The sequence below is a fragment of the Longimycelium tulufanense genome (assembly GCF_014645795.1).
GTDB lineage: Bacteria > Actinomycetota > Actinomycetes > Mycobacteriales > Pseudonocardiaceae > Longimycelium > Longimycelium tulufanense.
Window position 1 is genome coordinate 255,181 of record NZ_BMMK01000001.1, and the last position, 22,303, is coordinate 277,483.

Consider the following 22,303-nt stretch of genomic DNA (forward strand, 5'->3'; position numbering starts at 1 on the left):
GACCCGGAAGGGTGCGCAGAGTGTCGTGGTCGGTGCCGAGGGTGTCGCGCAGGGCTGCGGTTTCTCCTGGCCACTTGGGGCGGGCAAGTTCGTCGAAGGCGAGCACGCTGCCCTTGGTGAGGTACGGCCGGATGGCGTTGATGGTGTCGCGGGTGGGTTCGTAGAGGTCGAGGTCGAAGTATGAGGTCGAAGTAGGCCAGGGCGACGACGGTGTGCGAGTTGTCCGTCAGGCAGCGCGGGAGGGTTTCGCGCACGTCGCCCTGGACGATCAGGGTGCGCCGGATGTGGCCGAGGTGTTAGCCCTGTTCGTGGGCGTTGAGCACGTCGTGCAGGTGGTGGGGGTAGCCGTCGGTGAGCGCGAACCGGCCGGCGGCGGCACTGGGGCTGGTCGTGTCGATGTCGGTCACGTCGGGGAAGCCGGTGAAGGTGTCGAAGCCGATGATCCGGCGGTGCGGGTTGCACGGCTCGTGGACGCCGCGCAGCGCGGTAAGGGCGGCGAGGTGGCGTCCGCGGTGCAGGCCGAACTCCATGATCACGCCTGGAATGTCGAGGATCATCCGGTAGAGCGCGTCCAGGGAGAGCAGCTCGGCGAGGCAGTGGCGGACAGTCCGCTCGTGGCTGGATTCGCGCGGCAAGATCCGGTCGTCAGCTTGATCGTTGGTCACGTGGTCTCCATAAGCTTGTTGGTGTCCGGGGCGAAGATTCTGGATGCCCGGGACGGCGGGGTGTGGCTGATGTGGTCTTGCCGTTGGGTGGCCTCGTGGGAGTGGCCGCCTTGCCGTTCTGGACGCCTCACCGCTGATTGAAATCTGCGCGCTTGGTCGCTGTTTATGGAGCTGCTGGGCGAGGTCGTCCACGGGGCTGAACAGGGAAGACAGGAGGACGGGTCGCGTGGCGGCGTGCAAGGAGTGGGCGGGGATCGATGTCGGCAAGGGCTTTCACCACGCGTATGCGGTGGACGAGACCGGCACGGTCGTGTTCCCCCGCAAGGTCGTCAACGGGCAGGCCGCGATCGAGCAGTTGATCGCCCGCACCATCGCCGAAACCGCCCGAATGCGCGGCGATCTCACCCCGATCACCAGCCCCGACTAGGTCGTGACCGACCTGCAGGTACTCACCGCTCGCCGGGAGGATCTGATGGCCGACTGGGTGCGTGGGGTCAACCGGCTGCGGGAGCTGCTGGCCTCGATCTTCCCCGCTCTGGAACGGGCTTTCGACTACTCCACCCGCTCCGCACTGGTCCTGCTCAACGGCCGACGCCCGCCGGCATCCGCCAGGCCGGTGCCCGCGGCCTGTCCGCCTACCTGACCGAGTACGGCGCCTGAGCCAGAGGTATCCCGTCCATGGTGGACAAGGCCCTCACCGCCGCCAGCGAGCAAACCGTTGCCCTGCCACAAGAATTGGTGACCGCACCCCTGATCTCCCGCTGGCCCGCCAGCTCCTCGACCTGGACCGGGACATCAAAGAGCTCAGCAAACACCTCAGGCGACCGCTTCGCCGATCATCTGCACGCCGAGCACATCACCAGCGTCGACGGCTTCGGCCCCATCCTCGGTGCACAGCTGATCGCTGACACCGGCGGTGACCTGCAGACCGCCTTCGGCAACCCAGAACGCCTGGCGGCCTACGCCGGCCTGGCTCCCGTACCCCGCGACTCCGGCAGGGTGCGAGGCAACCTGCACCGCCCCAAGCGCTACCACCGCGGCCTGCGACGCGTGTTCTACATGGCCGTCCTGTCGGCCATCAAACGCCCCGACGGCCCATCTCACATCTTCTACCAGCGGAAACGCACCGAAGGGAAGATCTACACCCAAGCCCAGATCGCGCTCGCGCGCCGTCTGGTCGACGTCGTCTGGGAACTGCTGCGCGACAGTCGCACGTTCCACAACTCACCACCGCTCACAGCCCACGCGGCTTGACACGATCATTGAAACCCATTCGTAGGGCTGGCACACGATTCGGCGTCGTCCGAAGCGAGTGCGGTCGATCCTGGCAGCGGCGAAGTCTCCGGTTGCGCTGGTGTCACAGTAGTGGCCGAACCAGGGCAATGGCGGGAGAGTGATCCACCGTGGGCCACCACTTGGAACGCGGGCGGTGCCGAACACGAGATCGAGCGGAACATCGATGGGTCACCGCCGCAGTGGCATCTTCTCGCCCCTCCCGCTTTCAGTCTGCCGTTCCCGGTCGTCCGCTGGCCCGCTCACGTCGCCGGGCGGATCTTGCCGCGCGATCGAGTTCCCCAATGTAGGCGGGCCAGTCGGCGCTCATTTGAAGGTCCTCGAGGTCGGACTCGGGGCTGTTCTCCATGCATGGCGATGGCCCGGCCTTTTTCGGCCGGGGACATTGCCATGAGTGGCTTGCTCAGTTTGTTCCGATTAATCTATTGCGTAGCGGGAAACGTCTGTTGAGACGGTCGCGACGTCCTCTGCCGTGTTGCAGAGGAGGAGGACGTTGAAGGGGATGGGTTGATTGTGTTCTTTACCTAGGGGGTTAGCCCAAAAATATGCCGCACGCGCGAGTATCCTGTAAAATACTTCTTTTGCATCGGGCTCGTCAGTGAGCACACGCTCGGCGCTTTCGACGACGAGGAGGTATCGCTCGGCGGGGCACCAGTTGAGATCCTCCAGGCAATCAGAGAGTGCGTCCCAGTTCCACCCAAAGTAGACCGGGAATCTGAGAGCTGTATTGAACTGCTCGAGGACGCCGTATTCGTCTGTCATTTTCGAGCCGTCCAGGTGGGCGGTGACCGCCGTGCCCGGTGGAGGTATCAGCTGGAACACGGGAAGCTGTGACTGCAGGGGGGCGACGTGGAGTCGCGGTTCGGTGTCTGTCCAGAGGTCTGGCGAGGTCATATTCCTGGCACCGCCACGATTAGGTATGGTAGTGGGTGGCCGTGTAGTAGATCGATCCGTCTGACCCGGTCACGATCCGCTCGTTCGCAGGCTTGGGGTTTTTGCTGACTGCACGGTTGCCCACTCCAGGTAGCTGATTTGTTTCCTTGGCTATCATACTCCCGAAGTTTGTATCCACCATTCCTGTCGACATTATCAAATATTCGCGGGAGGATGCTGAGTTCTGCCAGTTGCTTGGGAGACCGCGGCGGTGAGCGTCCGGACTACATCGATCAAACCGGCCCATGGCGACCCAACCGATGCCGTTCAAACGTTAGCTCTGAAGGACGTCAGTCGTTGAAATATTCTGACCGCATGACGTGCGACTCGAGATCCTTGTGTTCGATGGCGGATGGCTCAGAAAATCCGAGATCATCCTCTGCAAGGTAGAGCGCGCCCGCCACGACGTAGCCTGTTCTGAAGTTTGCGGCGGACAGGGCGAAGACGTGCCTGGACTCGTGCACCTCGGTGACGCCGAGCTGGTCGTTGATGCGTTCCGGGTCGGTGATAAGGTCGATCTCCAGTTCTTCCATGGTGTTCTGGAGTCGCATTTCCTCGATGTCTTTGAACATGAGTTCGATCCTGGTGGGATACTCCGCGCTGTTTCTGCTCCGGAGCAGCAGGCCGCCATGGCCTACAATGTATGAGAAGAACTCGAATCGTCGGTGGAGTTTTAGCGGGAAAACAATCTTGGGCATCTTATCTCTCCTTGTTGTCGACAGCTTGTCACTGGGGTGCAATATAGTGGCCAGACCGGAGAACGTACCCCCTAAGCTCTTCGCTGTTGATCGTGATCGGATCATGGTCGGACAAGGTGTCCTCCGAGATGTATAGTTCTTTTGCTATCACATAGCCTGTGTCAAACTTTATTCCGGCAACACTAAAGACACATCCACTGCCTTTGTCTTGAATATTAAAAAATTCGTCGACAGATGGATGATCGAAGGGGATCATGTTGATGGTGATGCAGTCCATGAAACTTCGAAGCCTTATCTCGGTAACACCCTGAAACAGGATGTCGACGCGAGTCTGGTTACGATTCGTAATCAGACTCCTGAGCAGGAGCGAGTTGCTGTGGCTGTCGTAAGACCGTGTGGCAAACTTTCGCGGAAGATAGAGAGGGAACTTGACCTCCTCGTGCATGTCCTCCAGAGTAAATTTCGGATTCACGCTTGTCGTCCTTTCGTGAAATCGCCAGTCCTTGTTCCTGCTGGAACCCGAGTGTGGCACGCTTCGCCTCCCCGTTTAAACCCATTGGGCCTGTCCCGGTAGGAGCTCCTACCGGGACAGGCCCAATGGTAACTCATGAGTCGTTGGTTCAGAAGGGGTTTGGTTGAAGTTTGTCGCCCAGGTAGAAGTTTACGTGTTTGAGGACGCCCATGTGTTTGAGGGTGGCCAGCTCCCAGTCGGCAGGAGAACCCCTTCCGAGTATGTCTCGATGTACTGCCGAGTACACCGCGGACTCAACGCCCTTTTCGATGTCTGGCATGTCATCGAGACGGAACGAGAGGCGCACGGAGGTGGGGTCTTCACGAAGGAGGGCGGCGGCGGTAATGAATGTGCCTCTCCAATCCTGATCCTTCATGAGGTGCCTGGCGCCAACTCCTTTGGCGAATTCGTCGAGCCCGATGCTTTTGCCGAGTGCGATATGGTCGAGGCATCCTCCTCCGGTGTTGTGCACAAGGATGGGGGTGGTGCCTGCCAGCACGTAGTAGGTGTGCAGGTCCTCGACGTCGAGGTTGTAGACCGTCGTCGCTGCCGTTCGGGCGTTGGTGCCAGTGACGACTGCCTGCTGACCGTTGCGGGTACGCAGGTGTTCACCGGTCTTGAGGTCTTTTGCGTCGACCCAGCTTCGCGAATCCTCACTCCAGATGGGGTGCTGTGTGGTCGCGGTGACGACAGCGTTGTTGTTGGTGGGTGTGGAAGCATTGACCGTGATGTCAACAAGGTGCTTTGTCCCGTGACCGGCAATCACACGGCTGACGGCACGCGGTGCGATAGTGCCGCTGACGGGTTCGGTCGCTATGACCATATCGCCGACAGCGACGTTCTTGATTGGCTTGGCGCTGCCGTCCGCCATCAACACCGGCGTGTTTGCGGTGAAGCTGTTGGCGGGCTTCACGCACGGTGGGAGGAAACCGGGAGGTCGACCGACAACCTTCGCGGTCTCGGCAGCTAGCCGCGCTCCCGCGGCATTCGCTTGAGTGCTCGATCGTTCGACTTGTCCGAGGAAACCGGCGAGTCGGACGCCGCCGCTGACGGCTCCGGTCGCGAGCACGCCGGCCTGCCAGCCGGGGAAGAAGGCCATGCCGTCGGGTGCGATCGCCAGCAGGAGGCCGCCACAGATCGTGGAGAGGATGCATCCGATGCCGGCGGAGAGGACTGCGGTGGCGGCCAGGGTGACGGTGAATGCCTGGACGTAGGTGACGATTTCTTGGGCGAGGTCGAGTTCGAGTTCAAACTCGAACCAGGGGTTGAAGATCTTGTAGGCGCACTGCTTGGCGCCCGGGGTTCCTTCGCCGTAGCGGAACTCGCAGTCTCCCAGGCGTTTGAGGTAGTGAGCTGATTCTCCCCGGAGTGAGGCGTTGAGCGACTCGAGGCAGCTGTTGGCAAAGTTTCCCGGGAGATGGTCGCAGGTGTCTGCGATTTCAAGGAGTTTCGGCGCCTTTTCGTTGACGTACTTTTGTTTGACGGTGTGCCAGGCGTCGGCGGCTGCTTGTGCGGCGGCCTTGGCGTCCTTGCCGGCGGCTTCGGCCGCAGCACGGGCTCGCTGTGCCGAGGCGTAGGCGTCGCGGGCATAGCTGGCGGCCTGCTGTGCCGAGCCTGCGGCCAAGGCGGCCGAGAGGTTCGCCCGATAGGCCGCGTTCCGGGCAGAGGAGGCGGCGTCCTGGGCGGTCTTGGCGGAGGCGGCCGCCTGTCGCGCGGATTTCTCCGCCTCGGCGGCCGATCGTTGGGCGTCCTGGGCGGCCTGCTGGGCACGTTGGGCGTACTGGTCGGCTTGCTGCGCGTAGCGGTTGGCCTCGTCCGCGGCGGCCCGGGCCCGGGCGGCGACGACTTGGGCGTCGGCGGCGTTCCGGTTCGCGTCGGCGGCAGCCTGAATGGCCCGGGCCACGTGACCGGCGACCAAGGCGTTGTGGGTGGCGGTGTCGTGGTCACGTTGGGCAGCAACATGCTGACCCTTAACCAGGAACTGCCGCAGCATGGCGGGAGTGCCGTCCAAGGCGACTTGGGCGGCGGCCTTCAGTTCCGGTCCGCTGGTGTCGGCGGCCAAAATCCGGTTGACGCGGATGCGGTCGTCGTGCCCGGCGGCGAGGTACTGGCCCCTAGTGAGGAACTCACGCAGGGCGTGGCCGTCGTCATCGGCGTCGAGGGCCTTCTGGGCGGCGTCCCGGGTCGTGACCCGACCGTCGCGTTGCGCGGTGGCGAGGATGCGGTTGACCTGGATCCGAATGTCGTGATAGCCGCCGGGGTACTCGCGGGTTTCCAGCAGGGTGCGCACGTCAGCGTCGGAACCGGCCAGGGCCTTCTCCGCCGCCTCGCGGAAGTTCTCCGTTCCCTTGCCCGCCAGGCTGGTCAGGGTGAGCCGGTCGTCCTGTCCCGCGGCCCGCTCAAGGCCGTTCCGGACGAAGTCGACCACCTCGGCTTCGGAGCCCCGTAACGCGGATTCGGCGGCGGCGCGGGTCCATGTGCCGGTGGCGGTGGAGGCGAGTCGGAGGGCGATGCGCCGTCCGCGGTCCACCACGGTGGCCTGGTTCGCATCGGGGGCTGTGGTGTCGGTGAGCCAGCGTTGGGTGTCGGCGTCGCGCTGCGCGGCCTGGGAGGTGTCCCACCCGGTTGCCGGTTCACCCTCCTGCTTCTTTAGCGCCTCGGCGGCGGCGCGGGCGGCCTCCTGGGCCTGTTCGGTGCGGGCGGCCAGCCGCTCGGCGTCAGCCTTGCGTGCCAGCTCATAGACCTCGCGTGCCTGGTTGGCGGCCTCGGTGGCGCGTTGCGCCGCCTGACTGGCCGCATTGGCGTGGGCGGTGGCGCGGTTGGCGGCCTCGGCGGCGTTGCCGGCGTGCTCGGCGGCCTCATCCGCGGCCCGGGCAGCCTCGTAGGCGTCCTGCGCCGCCCGGGTCGCGGCCTCCCGGGCCCGGCGGGCAGCGTCGGCGGACTGTCGTGCCAATGCGGTGGCGGCGTTGGCGGCGCGGGTCGCGCGGTGGGCTTGCGCCCGAGCAGTGGCCGCGGCCTGGCGGGCGCGGGAGGCTTCCGCCGCCGACAGCCCCGCGTACCGGCTGGCGTCGTTGGCCGCATCGGCCGCGTCAGCGGCGTGGCGGGCCGAACCGGCTGCGGCCTGACCCACCTCCTCGGCCTTCTTCGAGGCGGTCTCGGCTTCTCCCGCGGCGTTGGCGGCCTGCTCTGCGCCGCGTGCGGCATCCCGCGCCGCGTCCGCGGCCTGACGGGCCTCCGACGCCTTCGTGGCATCCGTCACCGCGTTCGCGGCGGCCGTATGCGCCCGAGAAGCAGCCCGGCCCGCCAGCGCCGCAGCGGAGGCCGCCCGCGCCGCCGCGTTCGCCGCAACCTGGGCCGCGGCCCGGGCTGCATTGGAGGCATCCACCGCCTCCCGAGCGGCCTGCGCGGCGCCCAGCGCCGCCTGCGCCGCTTCCCGGGCCGCGCCGGCGGCCGTCTGGGCGTTGTTCTGGGCGCCGTCCATTGCCCGCCGTGCCCGTTCGGCCGCTTGGCGGGCCAGCTCGGCTTCCTTGATCGCCTGCGCGGCGGCCTGCTTGGCGGCTTCGGTCTCCCGGGCCGCCTCCGCCGAGGCGTCCTGCGCCAGCCCGGCCAGCTGCGAGACGGTCGCGGTCTCCTGGTCCCGTGCCTGCGCCACGGGCCAGTCCGTGGTCAAGAACTCCGTGAGCGCCTCGGGATTCTCGGCATCCAGGGCGCGTTGGGCCACCTTCTTCACTTCGGGCCCGCCACTGGCCAGGATCTGGTTGACCCGGATGCGCTGGTCGTGCTCCCACGGGGTCTTCCACCCGGACTTGAGGAATTCCTCCAGCGCCTTGGCGTCCTCGGCGTCCAGTGCCTTCTGCGCCGCCTGCTTCAGCGTCGGTCCGCCCGCGGCCAACATCTGGTTGACCCGGATCCGCAGGTCATGCTCCGAGGGTGTCTTCCATCCCGAGGCCAAGAACTCCCGCAGTGCGGCGTCGTTGTCTGCGTCCAGCGCCTTCTGCGCTGCGTCCTTGACTGTTGGCCCGCCGCTGGCGAGCATTCGATTGACGCGGATCCGGTCATCGATGCGGGCGACCCGTTCGTACTCCTTCTCGAAGAACGCCCGAACATCGGTGTCCGACCCCAGGAGGACCTTCTCGGCCGCGGCCCGCGTCGTCGGACCACCGGTCCGCCACAACGCCACCACACGGGCGCGGTCCCCATTGGCAGTGGTCTGCGAAGTGGCCGTTGCGTTCGCGGTGTCATCGGTTGCCGCTGCCGCCGGGACGGACACCAACCCGACGAGCAACGATGCGCTCACAGCCAGAGCGGTTCCGAGCCGTCCGGCCCGGAACCAGCATCTTCTGCCGCTCATCCCACAATCCCCTCGCTAATTCTGGACATGACAACACAACGCACAAGAACCAGTTCGTTGTGCGCTGCATCGTGGCCAGCACAAACAAGCCCCAAGTGGCAATTAGTCCATTTGGCGGCTTGTCCTAATCCCCTCTACGTGTTGCCCCTGCCTCACCCTTCGGGTGATCCCCGTTGTAATGACCGGGGGTACAGTATCGGTAGTCGAAGAAGAGGGTCAACGGCTGTGATGAGCGGCACAGCGGTTATTGTGTGTTGACGGCCTCCCAGGTCGTGCTTAGCGTCTCAGTGTGTCAGGAAACAGGGGTGTCGTGTTGTGTGCTCAGGGACGATCTCCCCGCTTTCGATTCGACAAGAAAGGGTGAAAGCTGGTCATGGGACTTTTTCCGCGTGCCATGGTGGCATTGTCAGCAGCCGGCGTCATCGGTGCTCTCGGCGCTACCGTCACGCTAGCCGCCCAGCCCGACGAGCCGTCGCTGAACGACGAGATGCCCCCCGCCGTGGAGGACTACTCCTACCCCGGAGCGGAAACAATCTTGAGAGACTACGGGGTGAAGCTCACCTCCGGCGATGGCCATATCCTTTTTGCCAACTGCTCTGATGACGGCAACTTCCTCAAGGTTCGCACACAAGAAAAAATCGGAGCCGACCAGAAAGGGCTGATCTGCTTCCGAATTACGGACACACCCGGATACCTCAACCTGATGGTCCCTGCCGTCTATGAAATTCGAGGAGACGGCCGCGCGCCCGGAGAAGGACACAAGGTCAAGGCCGAACTCACGACGGACAAGGGCGACCGTACCGTCGTCGACGTCAATCCACACGGAAGCACCCCTGTCGGCATTAGCACCGGAAAGGACGGCCAGCCCACCACACTGCTCCGCCTGGACGCCCACCCCTGACGACAAAGCGGATTCAAGAACTGCTTCTTGAGTCCGAATCCGAGAAAGGACACGGCAACAATCCCAAACGAGGAGAATAACCGACTCGTGCCAACACGTGATATCAAGGAGAGATCTGCGGTGTCGTGCAGACGTTCCACAGCGGGTCTAGCGGTGGGCCTGCTGATGACGACGGTAGGGCTGCTATCCGCCACGCCTGCCCACGCGGTTGGTGGTGGCACCCCAGCACAGGACGGCGAGTTGCCGTTCGTGGCGAAGGTGGATGTGGACGGGCGGTCGTGTAGTGGGGTGTTGGTGGATCCGGAGTGGGTGGCTACTGCGGGTCCGTGTTTCCCTGAGGAGGGTGTGGGGAAGGCGACGGTGACGGTGGGGCGGTCGGATCTGCGGGGCCGGGATGGCCAGCAGGTGACGATCGTGGACATCGTGAAGCGCGAGGATCGTGCGTTGGTGTTGGCGCGGTTGGCGCGGGCGGTGTTGGGGGTGGCGCCGGTTCCGGTGGCTACGGCGGCGCCGAAGTCGGGTGAGGTGCTGCGGGTCGCGGGGTTTGGGCGGACCGCGGAGGAGTGGGTGCCGGACAAGGCGCACGTGGCGTCGTTCAGGGTGCAGAAGGTCACCAGCACGCGGGTGGACGTCGTGGGAGCGGAGGACAAGGCGGCGATCTGTAAGGGGGATGCGGGCGGTCCGCTGTTCCGGGAGGCCGGCGGCCGGCTGGAGCTGGTGGGCCTGAACCACACCTCCTGGCAGAAGGGCTGTTTGGAAGAGACCGAGACCCGGGACGGGGCGCGCGAGGTCCGGATGGACACCGTGGCCGACTGGGTCGGGCAGCAGATCCCGCGGGTGACGATCCGCAACAGCAACGGGTTGTGCTGGGATATCGGGTCGAATGAGCCGGCCACGCCGGTGGTCATGATCAAGTGTCAGTTCGGCAACGGCAGTCAGTACTGGTGGACGTTGCATGCGGATGGCACGGTCCGCAACACCAACGGGTTGTGTGCGGAGGCGACGACTAAGAACACGGTGATCACGCAGACGTGCAAGCCTGGCAATGCTGGTCAGCGGTGGGCGTGGGCGTCGGATGGGTCGTTGCGGAACAAGGCCCAGGAGCTGTGTGCGGACATCGTGTCGAACGAGCCGGGCACGCCGGTGGGGGTGGCGCGGTGTGTGTTCGGGAATCCGAGTCAGCGGTGGTCGGCGCTGAGTGACACGATGATCCGGAACACTAACGGGTTGTGTATGGATCTGAACACCAACAACCGGGGGGAGATCGTGTTGACGGCCAACTGTCAGCCGACGAACCCGAGTCAGCGGTGGGCGTTCGGGGCGGACAGGACCATTCGGAACTTCAACGGGCTGTGCATGGACCTGTCCTCCAACGCTGCGGGGACGAAGGTGGGGATGAACACCTGCCAGCCCACGAATCCCAGTCAGCACTGGGAGTTGACCCCGGACAGGACGATCCGGAACAGCAACGGGCTGTGTATGGACATCTCGTCCAACAAGCCAAGCACGAACGTGATCATGGTGCGGTGCCAGCCGAACAACCCGAGCCAGCACTGGACCCAACAGCGGTAACTTCCTAGATCGCCGAGGCGAGCCCACTGCGAACGAGAACATGCGCCCGAGGCTCGCTTCTCTCGACGTTGTCACCTCACTAATGTTGGTGGGCGACTGTGATCACCCTGCGGAGCAGGTGATCACAGTCGCCCACCGGAGCGGCTCGCCACATTCACCGAGTGAACGCTCGGCCAGCTTTGCGCGGACCAGTGTCCGGTGACCCCTCCCGCTCGCGCCAGTCCGTTCACAGAATGGCGCGCATCTCGTTGAGCCGGGCGACGAGGAGGCGGCGGTCGGCGGGGGCGATCACCGCCCAGGGTCGGTTGCCTCGGGTGGGACGTCGTTGGGCCATCCACCGACCTTCCGAGGTGTCAATAAACGCCACGGGGTGGAGGGTGCGGTGTCGTCGGCCGAGGCGGTCGCGGGTGGCGACATGGAGTTGGCCGGCGCTGATGCGGGGCAGGGCCAGCACCTCGCGGGCATAGTCGGTGGTCTCGGTGTCGGCGGGCCGGACCTCCTCAAACCAGTCGTCGTCCGGCTCAGCGGGCCGGCGGCCAGCGAGGTAGTCGGCGGGCAGGGTGACAGACCGGCCCCGAGCAGGCGGCACTTCCGGAAGCGCGGACACTAATGATTCGGCCAGGGCCGTGGGCCGGATTGGGTGCAGGTGCAGGACCTGGTTGATGAGGACGGCGAGGATGGCGGCGTCGCCGTGGAGGGCGGCCAGTGCGGTGTAGTCCTCGCGGTGGGCCTGGTTGATCCAGCCATAAACCTCGTCGGTGGGGTGGGCTAACACCTCCAGCGCGTCCCGAAGGTCCTCATCGATCCGGCCGCGGTGGAGGAGGCCGGTGTGTTCCAGTTCGGTCCACGCCCGGTGTTCCAGGACGGCGCGTTCCTCGTGGGTCGTCCCGGGGGAGGGGGTGTTCAGGGCGTTGGGTTTGTCCCCGAGGTTGTGGTGCTGCCAGAGCACGTCGTAGGCCAGCGTGGACAGCGCCACGCTCGCGCGCAGCATGGACAGGCTCTCCCTGGTGGTCCTGATGGTGGTGGTGTCGGTGGGTGGGTCAGCGCTGCGGCGGGCGCTCGCCGAGCACCGGCGGCGCCACCCGGCGGCCATCGCCGAAGATGTCTTCGGTTTCCACCAGGTAGTGCGGCCGCTGGTGCTGGGTGTCTTCCTCCTTGCGGCCCGCCCCGGCACTCATCCCGCCGGCCATGCCAGCCCCAGCCCGGTTGGGCGGAACTTCGGGGCCGAAACTTGCTGGGCGGGGTCCACTACCGGGGTTGCCCGTGGCGGTGCCACCGCCGGGTCCGAGCGGTCCCTGTGGGCCGGGGCCGAAGCCGGCGGAGCCGCGCGGTCCGAAGCCGGTGCCCGGCCCAGCACCGGGCATGCCGGGGCGTCCGCCCGGTGCCTGTCCCTGGCCGGGGCCGGGCAGGCCCGCGCGGACCGGGGGGCGCGGTGTGGGGGCGCTGGTGTGCTGGCCCCCGCCCCCGCCAGGTGGCAGCACGGGGACGAGGGGGTGAGGGTGCGGCGAGACCGGCCGGGGGTTGCCGCTGTCGACGGGCGGGCGTACCGGCTCGACGCCGCCATACTGGCCGGGGTGGGCCCAGGAGGGATCGACGGTGGCCGGCGGCGGCTGCACCACGCTCCCACCGGGTGGTGTCGGATCGGTGGGTCGCACCGGGGGCGGGCTGACCGGATCACCTGGGCGCCGGTCCACGCTGGTCTGGTGGGTGACGTTGCGGGTGGGGTCCGCCGAGTGGTCCCGGTAGCCGGGATCGACCGGCGTGGACTCCGGCGTAGTGACGTGGGTCTCGATCGAGGGCGGTGGGGTGAAGGTGGGCAGGGAGCTGAGGTTGCCCGTGGTGGTGCTGCCGTATGCGGTGACTGCCTGGATGTTGCGGTCGGTGACGGCCTTGTTCGCGCTGACGACCTCGTCGTAGTCGGTTTGCCAGGGCAAGTAGTCGTTGAGGAACGGCTTGTCCGGCACCTGCTGCGGGGGTTCCACCTTGTGTTTGGTGTCGGTGAACGCCGAGCCCTGGTTCTCCACCCGCCCGGCGACACCCTCGGTGACCCGCTTGGCCTCCTCCGCCCACGCCGCCAGCGGTGACACGGCTGCAGTCATGGCTGCGGCCGCCTTCCCAGGCGCCTTCTGCCTTGCGGAGTTCGTCTTCGACCAGCTGTTGGACCGCGTCGTAGCGCTTGCCCAGGGAGCGCCACGCCTCCGAGGCGGGGTGAATCGTCTGCCCGGTGTCCTTGCCCTCATGGAACCAGCGAAAGATCGTGGCCGCATCCCACCCGGCCGGTCTCGGCGTCCCCTCGATCGCCCCCATGACCTACTTCGCCCCCTTGAGATTCTCAATCACCATGCCCGCCGCCCGATCACTGACCCTGCACGCGGTCGTGTACTCCGAAATCTTCTTGTCGTTGATGAACACGTAGGTAACGACCAAGCGGTCCTCGGAGATCCCGATCAGTGAGGTGCACTTCCCGTTAGCTGGGCCGCCTTTGTCATCCAGAGCATGTACCCCGGGGTAGCCCCCAACCTCGGTCTTCTCAAACAGTCCGAACTTGTCGCGCCGCTGGTAGATGCCCTCCAGGCCACCCGACTTGGTATTGATCTCAGCGGTGACCGAGATCCCGAGGGTGCCTGTCTTCAGCACGCTTTCCGGGTCCCATGTGCAGCTGGGCCCGGTCAGGCCGTTCTTGGGTTTGGGGGGCTCGCTCTCACCGAACTGCTTGACCTGGTCCGGGCGCAGCAGCGTGCACGGGTCCTTCTCGAACGAAGTTGTGTCCAGCGGCGGCTCGGCCAGCGGCGGCGACAGCCGCGACGTCTGTGTCGTACCCGAGCCCGGCGCGCCGGTGCCGTCCGTGGTGGTGGGTGCGCCCGGCGAGGGGTTCGCGCAGGACGCAGTCAGCGCTGCCACAGCACACATCGCGGGCACGAGGAGGAATCGGCGCAAGGTTCGCCCCTTCAGGCCCGCATGGTGTTCTGCTGCTCGACTTGACGGTAGGTCTCCAGTGAGGCCCGCAGGTTGTCGATCACGTCCTGAATCGCCTGCTGGTACTGCCGGTTGGCTTGGCCGTGGCAGCCGTCCTCGCTGGAGGCCAACCGACTGATCTCCTTGATCGCGCGTTGCGTGTGCGGATCACCGCTCCCCGGCGCCTCAAGGTGGGCAAGTTCCTGCGCGTCGCGTTCGATCGCCTGAAGCTCTTTCAAGACCGCCTGGAGGCCCCTGATGAGTCCCTCGACGTTCTCCGGCGCGACGACCAGCTTGACGTCGCTGTCGTTCGGCATCGACCCCAACACCCCTTACCGACACACGACAACACCACGGCCGTAGGCCGTGGTGCGGCGTGCACCCCAACTGCAGCTACCTCAACAGGGGCGGATCTTACCGGGAGAGTGCGGAGCGTGACCGATAGTTCACGAAAACTGCTCGTATCGGCAGGGGGGCGGTGGAGCCGCGGAGGGGGTAGGACCCTCGGCGGCCCCACCGCCAGTACCGGGCAGCGCGGGGTGTTGAGGTGTTGAGGTAGCGCGCTGCCCGGAGTCACTGGGGTTGGGGTCGGCGTGGGCAGGGTTCGTGCAGCCGGGACCGGGCGCGCCCCCACTGGTGTGGGGCTGCGCCCGGTCCGGGTCGCACGACGCAGGCTCGCTCACGCGGTGATGGCCTCCGGGGCCTGGGCCGCGGTGAGCGTGCGCAGCGCCTCGGTGAACCTGGTGACGCACTGCTCGAGCATTCCGCGGTCGAGCACCAGTTCGAAGTCGGCGTCGCCGAAGTGCACCATGACCGACTTCTCGTCACGGCAGACGATGCAGTGGACATCACTTCCTTCCTCGACGGACACCCAGGTCCCGATGGTGACCGGTGACCGGTTGAAATAGCCCATGGTGTGCGTCCTCCTATCTCACAATTTCCTTCTCTCACTGGGTATTGCGCTAGCGATGAGCAGCGGAGGGGGTGACGAGCTTGTTGTGCGATGGGGGTAGCCACAGGCTGCTGGGTGCGGCCAGCGCGCGGGTCGGTGCGCCGGGTTCGCCGGGTGCGGGAACCTTCAGGAGTTCGGCGACCACCGTGACGAAGGCGCCCTCGTGCTTCCAGACCACGTTGTGGTCGGCGAACAACTGCGACTCGTGGGCGTCGCTGCGGGCGCGGACGCCGGTGGCGTCTTTCTCGCCGCGGACGTGGATGGCGTCCATGTAGCTGGGCCAGTCGCGCACGTAGAGCAGCGTGTACGGCACCACTCCGTCGCCGGGACCGGGAACCCAGACGAACCCCGCCTCGTTGAGCGCGACCAAAGCATCATTGACTGAGCGCATGTTTGCCCGCCTGGTTGTCTGGAACTGTCGGGAAATCCCAGCGGATGTGCGGCATCCACGTCGGCGTCCGCACACCCGCCTGATCAATGATCGCAGCGGAATCTTGGTGTCCGGCATGAACAGCAGGTCGTACAGTCGACGCCCAACGCTCGTAGTGTCGAAAAAGACCCGGACCCACAGCATCGTTTCGGCCAGGATGACGGTGGCCCACAGCACGGAATCGGGCAGTCCCACTGTCGACACCGTCCCCGAGATTCTCATCGGTTGGCGTGTCAGGGTCCGTAGAAGGCGAGGAACGGCTGGTGAGTTGGGCGACCAACTCGGCGACGGAGACGCTCGCCGTCGTCAGCGCGTGCGCCCCGGACACCCGGCCGCGGAGGAGTCGCCAGGTTGTCCCCGCGCCGAGGCAGAAGGCCGTGAACAACAGCAACGGAAGCCAGAACATCACGGTCACGTCGCACCCCCTACCGGTCGTGTCGGTGGCGGATGGCGGACAACCAGCGCAGCGCGTCACCGGCTTGCAACGCCACGACCGGTACGGCAATCAACAACAGCACCCAGCCAGCTCCGGTCATGGCTGCTGCCCCCCGATCTTCGGGTTGAGCACGGCGACAGGGGTCGCTTGGTTCCTGGAGAGTGGGTGGATCAGCCGCGCAGAGCGCGGTGTGCGGTCATCGATCGCGTCACCACCACACTCACGGCGCTGACGGCGCAGCCCTTCGGCGGTAAGCCGGCGGCCTGCGATGTGCGCAGGTGGCGGCGGAGGCTGGTCGGCTCGGTGCCTGCCGGCCCTCTGACGTTGGGTTCTAGGCTGTGGGGTCATGGAGAACACCTCCCCTTCGCTTTGGTAGGGACACGTGTGTCCGTGGAACACGCGTGTCCCAGTAGGTTAGGGACACATGTGTCCCTTCGCATGTGCCCGATCGGGCGAACCTGTCGGTGCTGGCGGTGGCTCGTGCTGGCTGGGCAGGCTGGCCCGACCACATCAAGCAGGGAGGTCGTGCACGTGGCCAAGGCGGTGGCGACGCTGCCCCGGGTCTTTCTCGGGGAAGCGCTCAAGCAGTTGCGGGCCGACGCGGGCACGTCGTTGGACGACGCGGCGCGAGCCATCGGCAAGGATCGAGCACGGCTGATCAAGGTGCTCGAAGGTCGAGCAACGCTCACCGCCGACGAACTGGCGACGCTGCTGGACTTCCTCGGGGCAAAGCCCAAGCACCGCAAGGAAATCCTGGCGCTGGGCGTGGAGGCCCGCAAACGGTCCAACGGCAGCCCGTACATGGACCTTGCGCCGGGATCATTTCGCCGTGTGGCTCAACTGGAGGCGCTGGCCACCGAGATCTGGTCATACGAGAAGGGCATCTTCCCGTACCACCTGCAGGCACCGGAGTACGTAGAGGCGATCATGGATGCCTCCAGCGGAATCTGGTGGGAGGCATCGGAGGAAGAACGCGCGAACCGGGTTGCCTTCCGACTGGAGCGCCAGCGACTGGTGCTGGGCGCAGACAAGCCCAAGAAGCTGCATCTCCTGTTCACCGATGACTCACTCGTGGCCGAGGTCGGCAGCCCGGCGATCATGAAGCGGCAGCTCGCCCACGTGCTCCACATGATCGACCAGTACAAGAACCTCACGGTGCAGATCGTTCCCACGACGGCACGCAACAACCCAGCGCAGCACGGCGGGCTGAACGTTCTTCATTTCGGTGACGTCCTACGACCCGTCGGGTTTCTGCCCGTCGTGTACGGACCCTCCACCTACTTCGACAAGACAGAGGACACGAACAGGCTCACACGTGCGTTCACCAGGCTTCGGGAGCTCGCGCTGAGCCCCGAGGACACAAGAAGAGTAATCGAAGAAAAACTATGAGGAGAACTGGCCATGCCCTACGCCGTCCCGGGTGACACTGGCTGGTTTAAAAGTAGCCACAGCGGTGGCGGGAACGATCAGTGCGTGGAAGTGCGCATGATCGCGGATGCTGGAATCGGTGTCCGCGATTCCAAGAACCGCGATCACACGACGTTATGGTTCACCTTGTCATCGTGGGGTGCGTTCATCGCGCACGTTAAGCATGGCAGGTGCGACCTCTTCGAATAGGAGATCACACCCGATAATGAATACATCCACCAATGCGGGGCCCCAGCCGGGGCCCCGCATCACATCATCAAATGCTCTTCACGGGGGCCACCGACGACCATCACCTGATCGGTGACGCAGAGACGGAGTGTCTTGCCCGCATGGGCATCCTCCAGCATGATCAACCCTGCTGATCAAGCTGTACCTCAAGGGACGGCAACCAGAAGAGGCGCGGTGAGATCAGCATCGGTCGGGCGACCGAGGAACATCGGGCGTCGAGTATCGCTCCGCCCGCCTCGGTCGTCCGATCCATGTATGGTTGTCTGCCTCGAACGTCCACTGCAGGTCGCAAAGTCGAGAGCACTTGGTAGCCATGTCTACTCGCAGTGTGAATAACGCACTCCAAGTCGGTACCAGAACGTAGTTGATTGTCTCCGATTTGCAGTCACAGGTGCGAAAGAGTGAACTTGGCTCCCGGTTGGGAGCACAATGTCTATCTCTCGACTGTCATCGAGTACGGGGGCGGTCATGTACGCAGAACGGCATATCTCTCCCTATCGCACGATCAATACAATGAAGAATATTCTTCTGCTGCTGGCGCTTCTGGTTGTCGGAAGTGTTCTGCTGTACTGGTCATCTATGTTGGAGGGGACTTGGCGAGTATTTGTAAGCAGCGTGGGTGCACTCTTTACGGTGTCTGGCGTACTGGGTGGAGCATGGCAGTTCCAAGGAAGGCGGGCATTCAAGGAGGAAATCCTTGAGACTACTCGTGTTGCCAGGGACGTCATCTCATCGGGTTTGGTTGGAGTGGGAACTAGCTACTTGCATGATCTGAATTGGCGCGACTTGCTGGGCAAGGTGAAGCATCTTGACCTTCTCCTGGCCTATGGCGACACTTGGCGCAGATCAAATATTCACGAGCTTCGCAAACTCGGTCGAAAGAAGGGGAGGAAGATCTGCATCTTTCTGCCTGATGTGGCAGATGCGCAGACTGTTGAGACTCTCTCTTGGAGATTTGGCATGACGCAGGATGAGCTTATTGGAAAGATTGAAGAGGCGAGGCAAGATTACGAGTTGATCCGAGTTTCCAAAGGTGCCACGGTGCGGATCTATTACTATCCCGGGGATCGCTACTTTAGTCTCTACCGATTGGATCAGCGTGCGGTACTGACACTCTACAGCCATGGCAGGGACAGGCGGCCTGTGCCCACGCTAATCTTCGATGTCGGGGGAAGTTTGTATAAGTTTGTTGAGGAGGAGCTTGAAGATATTCTTCGCCGAAGCAGGGCAGTCTGATGGTAAGATCAAGTAGTAAAACACTTGTCGACCTTGGTTCAGGCCGCCACTGCTGAGCCGCAAGTGCACTCGTCCGCGCACTTCATACGCCGAAGTTTCCAGTTTCCCAAGCATGTAGACCAGCGCATGGCTGATGGCCCGGACCATATCGCCACCACATCGGCGACGTTGTGGCCCTGTGGGCGCGCCGCGACAGGTGGGCGACCACAGCGTCGACGTGCGTGTGGTAACGCTGTCGCAGTGCCTCGGGATCGCGTGCATCTGGGCGCCAGGTCAGCCCCCCGGGCGACGCGGCTACACTGCTGGCTCGGCCCGGTACCCAGTCATGACTGTTGTTGCTTGTCCTACAGGACCAAGTCCCCCCGCGCCGGCCCAACACAGGACCCCTGCTGCAAACCCCGGCGACCTCCAGCGGAACACAGCCTACCCTGTCAGCTGTGTTGTAGGTCATATTTTCGGGGGTTGATGTCCTATTCAGGTCCGAAATCCGGAGTTCAGGAGATGCCCAGGGTTTCCGGTTCCGGAGGAAAGGCCGGGTGGGGCTCATGGTGGGCGGTGGCCGAGGCGGTGACCGCGCGGCGAGTGCTGCGTCTGGTGTGGCGGGTGGGTCGGCACGGGTTCGGCGCTCTGAATCCGCTGCCCCATCCGCCGAGGGTCGGACTCCTGAAACCGCTGGTCGGTGGCGGCGCCGGGTGGGGCGTTCGGGGGGCCGACTGAGTGGTGTCTCCGCAGGATGTCACCACCCACGCGGGGGCGGGGGGCGCGGCGGCCAGGGCCGCCGCAGTGGTCGGGCTGGGGAGCCGGACGCCGGGCTGTGGTTTCGGTTGGTGGAGCGGGATCGGCGCCTCCTGGCGCTGTTGGGTGAGCACCGGGTGTTGACCACCCGCCAGATCGCGGCTATCGAGTTCGACTCGGTGCGCCGTGCCCAGGACCGGCTGCGCCAGCTACGGGAGCTGGGCGTGGTGTTCGCCTTCCGCGACTCCTACCCCGGCGGCGGCACCAGCCAGACCCGGTACGCGCTGGGTTACCTGGGGGCGCGGCTGCTGGCCGCGCAGCGGGCGGAGCCGCCCCCGACACCCAAGGCGTATACCGAGCGTCTGGAGCGGCTGGCGCCGTGGCCGAAGCTGGCCCACCAGCTCGGGGTCAACCAGTTCTTCTGCGAGCTTGTGGCCCACACCCGCCGCACCCCGTCCACCACAGCGGGGGCGAGCAGTGCCGGGAAGCCGTGCGGTGTGACGCAGTGGTGGCCGGAGGCCCGCTGTGCCGACTTCTTCTGGAAGCCCCGCACCTACCGCAACATCAGGCCGCGCCCGGACGCCTACGGGTGCTGGGAGGACCAGGGCCGTACGGTGCGGTTCTTCCTGGAACACGACACCGGCACCGAACCCTGGCCAGGGTTACCGGCAAGCTCAACGACTACGCTGCCTTCCCCACCGACCAGTTCGGGGTGCTGCTGTTCTCGGTCCACTCCAGCACCCGCGAGACCAATTTGCGGGCGGCGCTGCGCCGCGAATGGGCGGGCGACGGTCCGGGGTTCGTCATCGCCACCGCCGCCCGCGACCACGGCCACCCGAACGGCCCCGCCGGCCCCGTCTGGGCGCTCTGGACACCCCAGGACCGCGACGGTCGAGTTGCCCTGCGGTGCCGGCTGGCCGAGCTGCCGCAACGGGGGCCGCACGTGCCCCACCACCCACCGTGGGACGGCGTGCCCTACACCGAGGCCGCCTTCGACCCATACGACCGCGCCATCCTGGACCGCCTGGCCGCACCACCACCGGCGCCCACCCCGGTGCTCGCCCAGCCGCCCCAGCCGGACGCGTATTGGGCCGACGACACCGACGATGAGGTCCTCGTCCTCGAGGACGCGGTGGAGGCCGACGGATGACCGGCACCGTCCACACCAGACACCCACCGAGGCGCGAATCCTCTCGTGCGCAGTGGACCCCATGCCATGCCCAGGGGGTCGGGCACCGGGGGTTCGGCCCCCGCGACACCGGCGCCGAGACGGCAAGCGAGACCACCGGGATTTCGGCGAGACACCAAATCTCCCCGGAGGAATCACTCATCTCACCGCGCAAGTGACGCGTCTCACATTCGGTGGGGGTGATTGTGAATATCGGGCATGAAGCCCGCTGTTAGAAGGGTGACAGGGATTCTCGATGCCCGATGTCGGCGGGCGTCAAGGCCATATGCGGGCGACTGGGGCGGGGCGTGTCCACGCCAACGGTTCGGGACCGGCGATTGTCTCGACTCGGCCGCTGCGGGCCGTTCGTGGGATGGGGAGCGGTGGCTTGCCGCGATGATCAGGTCGCGTCCGGCTCCTCGCGAGGGCCGCGCGGGGGCCGGGGCGCCGTCCAGGGAGCCGTTGGCCCCTCCGGCAGGGGGCCGTCTGGGGCTCCGTCTCAGAGTTGCCGCCCCGACCTGCCGGAGCCGGGTGGGGTTCCCGCAGCTCAGCGGGCTGCCGCCAGTGGATAAGGGGTGCCAGACTGATGGAGAACCATCAACGTTTCTGCCCGGCGGGGCCGACGCGTGCGCGAACAACAGCCGTCTCAGCGTCGGGGCGGTTGACGGCGCGGGACCGTCAGGTGTTGGCGCTGCTGGCCGAGCACTTCACCGTCACCACCTCCCAGCTCGCCGTGTTGGTCGGGTTCGGCTCGTTGACCACCGCAAGGCACCGGCTGGCCACACTGCACGCCCGCGGGGTGCTGCACCGGGCGCGCCCGTTCCGCCCCGGCGGCGGCTCCTTCGAGTGGCAGTGGATGCTCGGGCCGGTCGGCGCCCGGATCGTGGCCGCCGAGCACGGCGTCACACCGCTTCGGCCGGCGAAGATCGCTGCCCGGTGGCGCAGGCTGTTCCATGGCTGGCGGTGGGAGGAACTGGCCGCCCAGCACGCCTGGTTCTGCGCCCTGGTGGCCGCCGCACGCGCCCACAACGGGCCGGGTGGGGAGTTGATGGCCTGGCGCTCGCCGTGGCGCGTCAGCCGCGCCTGGCAGGCCACCACCGACGGCCACGGGCTCTGGCGCTTCCCCGACGGCGCTCTGCTGTCCTTCCTGCTGCTGCTCGACGACCCGCCCCGCATCGGCCTGGGCGAGCTGCGGGACCGGCTCACCAGCATCCCCGACCCCACCCTCCCGCTGCCGGTACCCGACGGATTCCCCGACAAGACAGTGACCCTGATCTGGTGCGCCACCCTCACGCGGGAACAACGACTCCGGCACGCGATCACCACACAGCTCGGCAACGACACCAGCGGGCTGGCCGTGGCCCTGGGCTGCGCCGACTACGCCCACCACATCACCAGCGGCCCCTTGGGGCGCGTGTGGCTGCCGCTGGGCGTCCTCAACCGCCGGCCCGGACGCCTCACCCTGCGCGAGATCACCACCGCCCTGCACACCACCCACCCCCAAAGCCATCCTTCCGGCCGACCATAGGGAGGAGGTGGACCATGAGCTGATTCCCGACGACACGAACGGTGGTTGCCAGATCTCCTGGCCTGGCACCGTCATATTGCACAGCAAGAAGATTTGGACCCATGCGTCGAGCTGTCCGCATCTGGTCTCGCTCCTGCGGGAACGTACCGGGACACCGAGAAGAGACCACCGAGACACAAACGAGACGAGGCGGTCTCGGCCTGTACCGCGGGTCTCGCAGAGATGTCTCCTGTGGACAGTGGGAGGGTCCAGTCAACCAGCGACTGCTGGCCCCGACGGGTGC

Annotated in this window: 19 protein-coding genes and 1 pseudogene; 9 read left to right on the top strand and 11 right to left on the bottom strand. The window is 65.7% G+C overall.

All coding sequences use genetic code 11. The features are described from left to right. The first annotated feature begins 25 nt into the window (after positions 1 to 25). Entirely contained in the window at positions 26 to 184 is a 159-nt protein-coding gene (locus IEY55_RS31805; RefSeq protein WP_229685833.1) for a hypothetical protein, read from the top strand. A 112-nt stretch (positions 185 to 296) separates the two neighbouring features. On the opposite strand, the gene IEY55_RS31810 is transcribed toward IEY55_RS31805, so the two are convergent. After that, positions 297 to 665, bottom strand: coding sequence for a hypothetical protein (locus tag IEY55_RS31810; protein ID WP_229685835.1), 369 nt, complete (start codon positions 663 to 665; stop codon positions 297 to 299). Between the two features lie 226 nt (positions 666 to 891). Here IEY55_RS31810 and IEY55_RS01025 point away from each other — a divergent pair. Beyond that, positions 892 to 1,919, top strand: a pseudogene (locus IEY55_RS01025) (IS110 family RNA-guided transposase). A gap of 456 nt (positions 1,920 to 2,375) precedes the next feature. Here the strand turns inward: IEY55_RS01025 and IEY55_RS01030 are convergent. The 4 genes from IEY55_RS01030 to IEY55_RS01045 form a co-directional block, all read right to left on the bottom strand. After that, positions 2,376 to 2,852 carry a barstar family protein gene (locus IEY55_RS01030; RefSeq protein ID WP_189052887.1) on the bottom strand — a complete coding sequence of 159 codons (477 nt, stop codon included), beginning with the start codon at positions 2,850 to 2,852 and terminating at the stop codon, positions 2,376 to 2,378. A gap of 329 nt (positions 2,853 to 3,181) precedes the next feature. Then, positions 3,182 to 3,589, bottom strand: coding sequence for a hypothetical protein (locus IEY55_RS01035; RefSeq protein WP_189052888.1), 408 nt, complete (start codon positions 3,587 to 3,589; stop codon positions 3,182 to 3,184). Positions 3,590 to 3,617: 28 nt separating this feature from the next. Further along, complete coding sequence (locus tag IEY55_RS01040) at positions 3,618 to 4,034, bottom strand: hypothetical protein (protein WP_189052889.1); 417 nt, start codon at positions 4,032 to 4,034, stop codon at positions 3,618 to 3,620. Between the two features lie 175 nt (positions 4,035 to 4,209). Continuing rightward, positions 4,210 to 8,397, bottom strand: coding sequence for a polymorphic toxin-type HINT domain-containing protein (locus tag IEY55_RS01045; protein ID WP_189052890.1), 4,188 nt, complete (start codon positions 8,395 to 8,397; stop codon positions 4,210 to 4,212). Positions 8,398 to 8,824: 427 nt separating this feature from the next. Here IEY55_RS01045 and IEY55_RS01050 point away from each other — a divergent pair, with 427 nt between their 5' ends. After that, the gene (locus tag IEY55_RS01050; protein WP_189052891.1) at positions 8,825 to 9,352 is read left to right on the top strand and encodes a hypothetical protein; all 528 of its coding nucleotides are present in this window, start codon (positions 8,825 to 8,827) and stop codon (positions 9,350 to 9,352) included. 165 nt (positions 9,353 to 9,517) lie between these two features. Then, positions 9,518 to 10,924 (top strand): ricin-type beta-trefoil lectin domain protein, encoded by a 1,407-nt coding sequence (locus tag IEY55_RS01055; RefSeq protein WP_189052892.1) that lies wholly within the window; start codon positions 9,518 to 9,520, stop codon positions 10,922 to 10,924. 226 nt (positions 10,925 to 11,150) lie between these two features. On the opposite strand, the gene IEY55_RS01060 is transcribed toward IEY55_RS01055, so the two are convergent. The 6 genes from IEY55_RS01060 to IEY55_RS01085 all read right to left on the bottom strand — a co-directional run bounded on the left by IEY55_RS01060 (position 11,151) and on the right by IEY55_RS01085 (position 15,222). After that, positions 11,151 to 11,915 carry an ESX secretion-associated protein EspG gene (locus tag IEY55_RS01060; RefSeq protein WP_189052893.1) on the bottom strand — a complete coding sequence of 255 codons (765 nt, stop codon included), beginning with the start codon at positions 11,913 to 11,915 and terminating at the stop codon, positions 11,151 to 11,153. Between the two features lie 49 nt (positions 11,916 to 11,964). Beyond that, positions 11,965 to 13,023: a hypothetical protein gene (locus IEY55_RS32470; RefSeq protein WP_189052894.1), complete on the bottom strand. Its 1,059-nt coding sequence runs from the start codon at positions 13,021 to 13,023 to the stop codon at positions 11,965 to 11,967. A 211-nt stretch (positions 13,024 to 13,234) separates the two neighbouring features. After that, positions 13,235 to 13,861 (bottom strand): DUF3558 domain-containing protein, encoded by a 627-nt coding sequence (locus IEY55_RS01070; RefSeq protein WP_189052895.1) that lies wholly within the window; start codon positions 13,859 to 13,861, stop codon positions 13,235 to 13,237. Between the two features lie 11 nt (positions 13,862 to 13,872). Further along, the gene (locus IEY55_RS01075; protein WP_189052896.1) at positions 13,873 to 14,196 is read right to left on the bottom strand and encodes a hypothetical protein; all 324 of its coding nucleotides are present in this window, start codon (positions 14,194 to 14,196) and stop codon (positions 13,873 to 13,875) included. Positions 14,197 to 14,558: 362 nt separating this feature from the next. Then, entirely contained in the window at positions 14,559 to 14,792 is a 234-nt protein-coding gene (locus IEY55_RS01080) for a hypothetical protein (RefSeq protein WP_189052897.1), read from the bottom strand. 49 nt (positions 14,793 to 14,841) lie between these two features. Next, the gene (locus IEY55_RS01085) at positions 14,842 to 15,222 is read right to left on the bottom strand and encodes a hypothetical protein (protein ID WP_189052898.1); all 381 of its coding nucleotides are present in this window, start codon (positions 15,220 to 15,222) and stop codon (positions 14,842 to 14,844) included. A 1,000-nt stretch (positions 15,223 to 16,222) separates the two neighbouring features. Here IEY55_RS01085 and IEY55_RS01090 point away from each other — a divergent pair. The 5 genes from IEY55_RS01090 (at position 16,223) to IEY55_RS01110 (ending at position 22,020) form a co-directional block, all read left to right on the top strand. Continuing rightward, positions 16,223 to 17,086 (top strand): helix-turn-helix domain-containing protein, encoded by an 864-nt coding sequence (locus IEY55_RS01090; RefSeq protein WP_189052899.1) that lies wholly within the window; start codon positions 16,223 to 16,225, stop codon positions 17,084 to 17,086. Positions 17,087 to 17,098: 12 nt separating this feature from the next. Next, entirely contained in the window at positions 17,099 to 17,314 is a 216-nt protein-coding gene (locus IEY55_RS01095) for a DUF397 domain-containing protein (RefSeq protein WP_189052900.1), read from the top strand. A 507-nt stretch (positions 17,315 to 17,821) separates the two neighbouring features. Further along, positions 17,822 to 18,589: a hypothetical protein gene (locus IEY55_RS01100; RefSeq protein ID WP_189052901.1), complete on the top strand. Its 768-nt coding sequence runs from the start codon at positions 17,822 to 17,824 to the stop codon at positions 18,587 to 18,589. Between the two features lie 545 nt (positions 18,590 to 19,134). Beyond that, positions 19,135 to 20,715, top strand: a complete 1,581-nt coding sequence (locus IEY55_RS01105) for a replication-relaxation family protein (protein WP_229685883.1) — start codon at positions 19,135 to 19,137, stop codon at positions 20,713 to 20,715. A 438-nt stretch (positions 20,716 to 21,153) separates the two neighbouring features. Next, positions 21,154 to 22,020 carry a replication-relaxation family protein gene (locus IEY55_RS01110; RefSeq protein WP_189052902.1) on the top strand — a complete coding sequence of 289 codons (867 nt, stop codon included), beginning with the start codon at positions 21,154 to 21,156 and terminating at the stop codon, positions 22,018 to 22,020. The last annotated feature ends 283 nt before the right edge of the window (positions 22,021 to 22,303 follow it).

Excerpts from the sequence above, each read along its gene's own strand:
- IEY55_RS01030 (WP_189052887.1), bottom strand. The coding sequence starts at position 2,852 with ATGACCTCGCCAGACCTCTGGACAGACACCGAACCGCGACTCCACGTC.
- IEY55_RS01050 (WP_189052891.1), top strand. The coding sequence starts at position 8,825 with ATGGGACTTTTTCCGCGTGCCATGGTGGCATTGTCAGCAGCCGGCGTC.
- IEY55_RS01035 (WP_189052888.1), bottom strand. The coding sequence starts at position 3,589 with ATGCCCAAGATTGTTTTCCCGCTAAAACTCCACCGACGATTCGAGTTC.
- IEY55_RS01055 (WP_189052892.1), top strand. The coding sequence starts at position 9,518 with ATGACGACGGTAGGGCTGCTATCCGCCACGCCTGCCCACGCGGTTGGT.
- IEY55_RS01075 (WP_189052896.1), bottom strand. The coding sequence starts at position 14,196 with ATGCCGAACGACAGCGACGTCAAGCTGGTCGTCGCGCCGGAGAACGTC.
- IEY55_RS32470 (WP_189052894.1), bottom strand. The coding sequence starts at position 13,023 with ATGACTGCAGCCGTGTCACCGCTGGCGGCGTGGGCGGAGGAGGCCAAG.
- IEY55_RS01100 (WP_189052901.1), top strand. The coding sequence starts at position 17,822 with ATGTACGCAGAACGGCATATCTCTCCCTATCGCACGATCAATACAATG.
- IEY55_RS01095 (WP_189052900.1), top strand. The coding sequence starts at position 17,099 with ATGCCCTACGCCGTCCCGGGTGACACTGGCTGGTTTAAAAGTAGCCAC.
- IEY55_RS01105 (WP_229685883.1), top strand. The coding sequence starts at position 19,135 with ATGGTGGGCGGTGGCCGAGGCGGTGACCGCGCGGCGAGTGCTGCGTCT.
- IEY55_RS01040 (WP_189052889.1), bottom strand. The coding sequence starts at position 4,034 with ATGCACGAGGAGGTCAAGTTCCCTCTCTATCTTCCGCGAAAGTTTGCC.
- IEY55_RS01060 (WP_189052893.1), bottom strand. The coding sequence starts at position 11,915 with ATGCTGCGCGCGAGCGTGGCGCTGTCCACGCTGGCCTACGACGTGCTC.
- IEY55_RS01080 (WP_189052897.1), bottom strand. The coding sequence starts at position 14,792 with ATGGGCTATTTCAACCGGTCACCGGTCACCATCGGGACCTGGGTGTCC.
- IEY55_RS01085 (WP_189052898.1), bottom strand. The coding sequence starts at position 15,222 with ATGCGCTCAGTCAATGATGCTTTGGTCGCGCTCAACGAGGCGGGGTTC.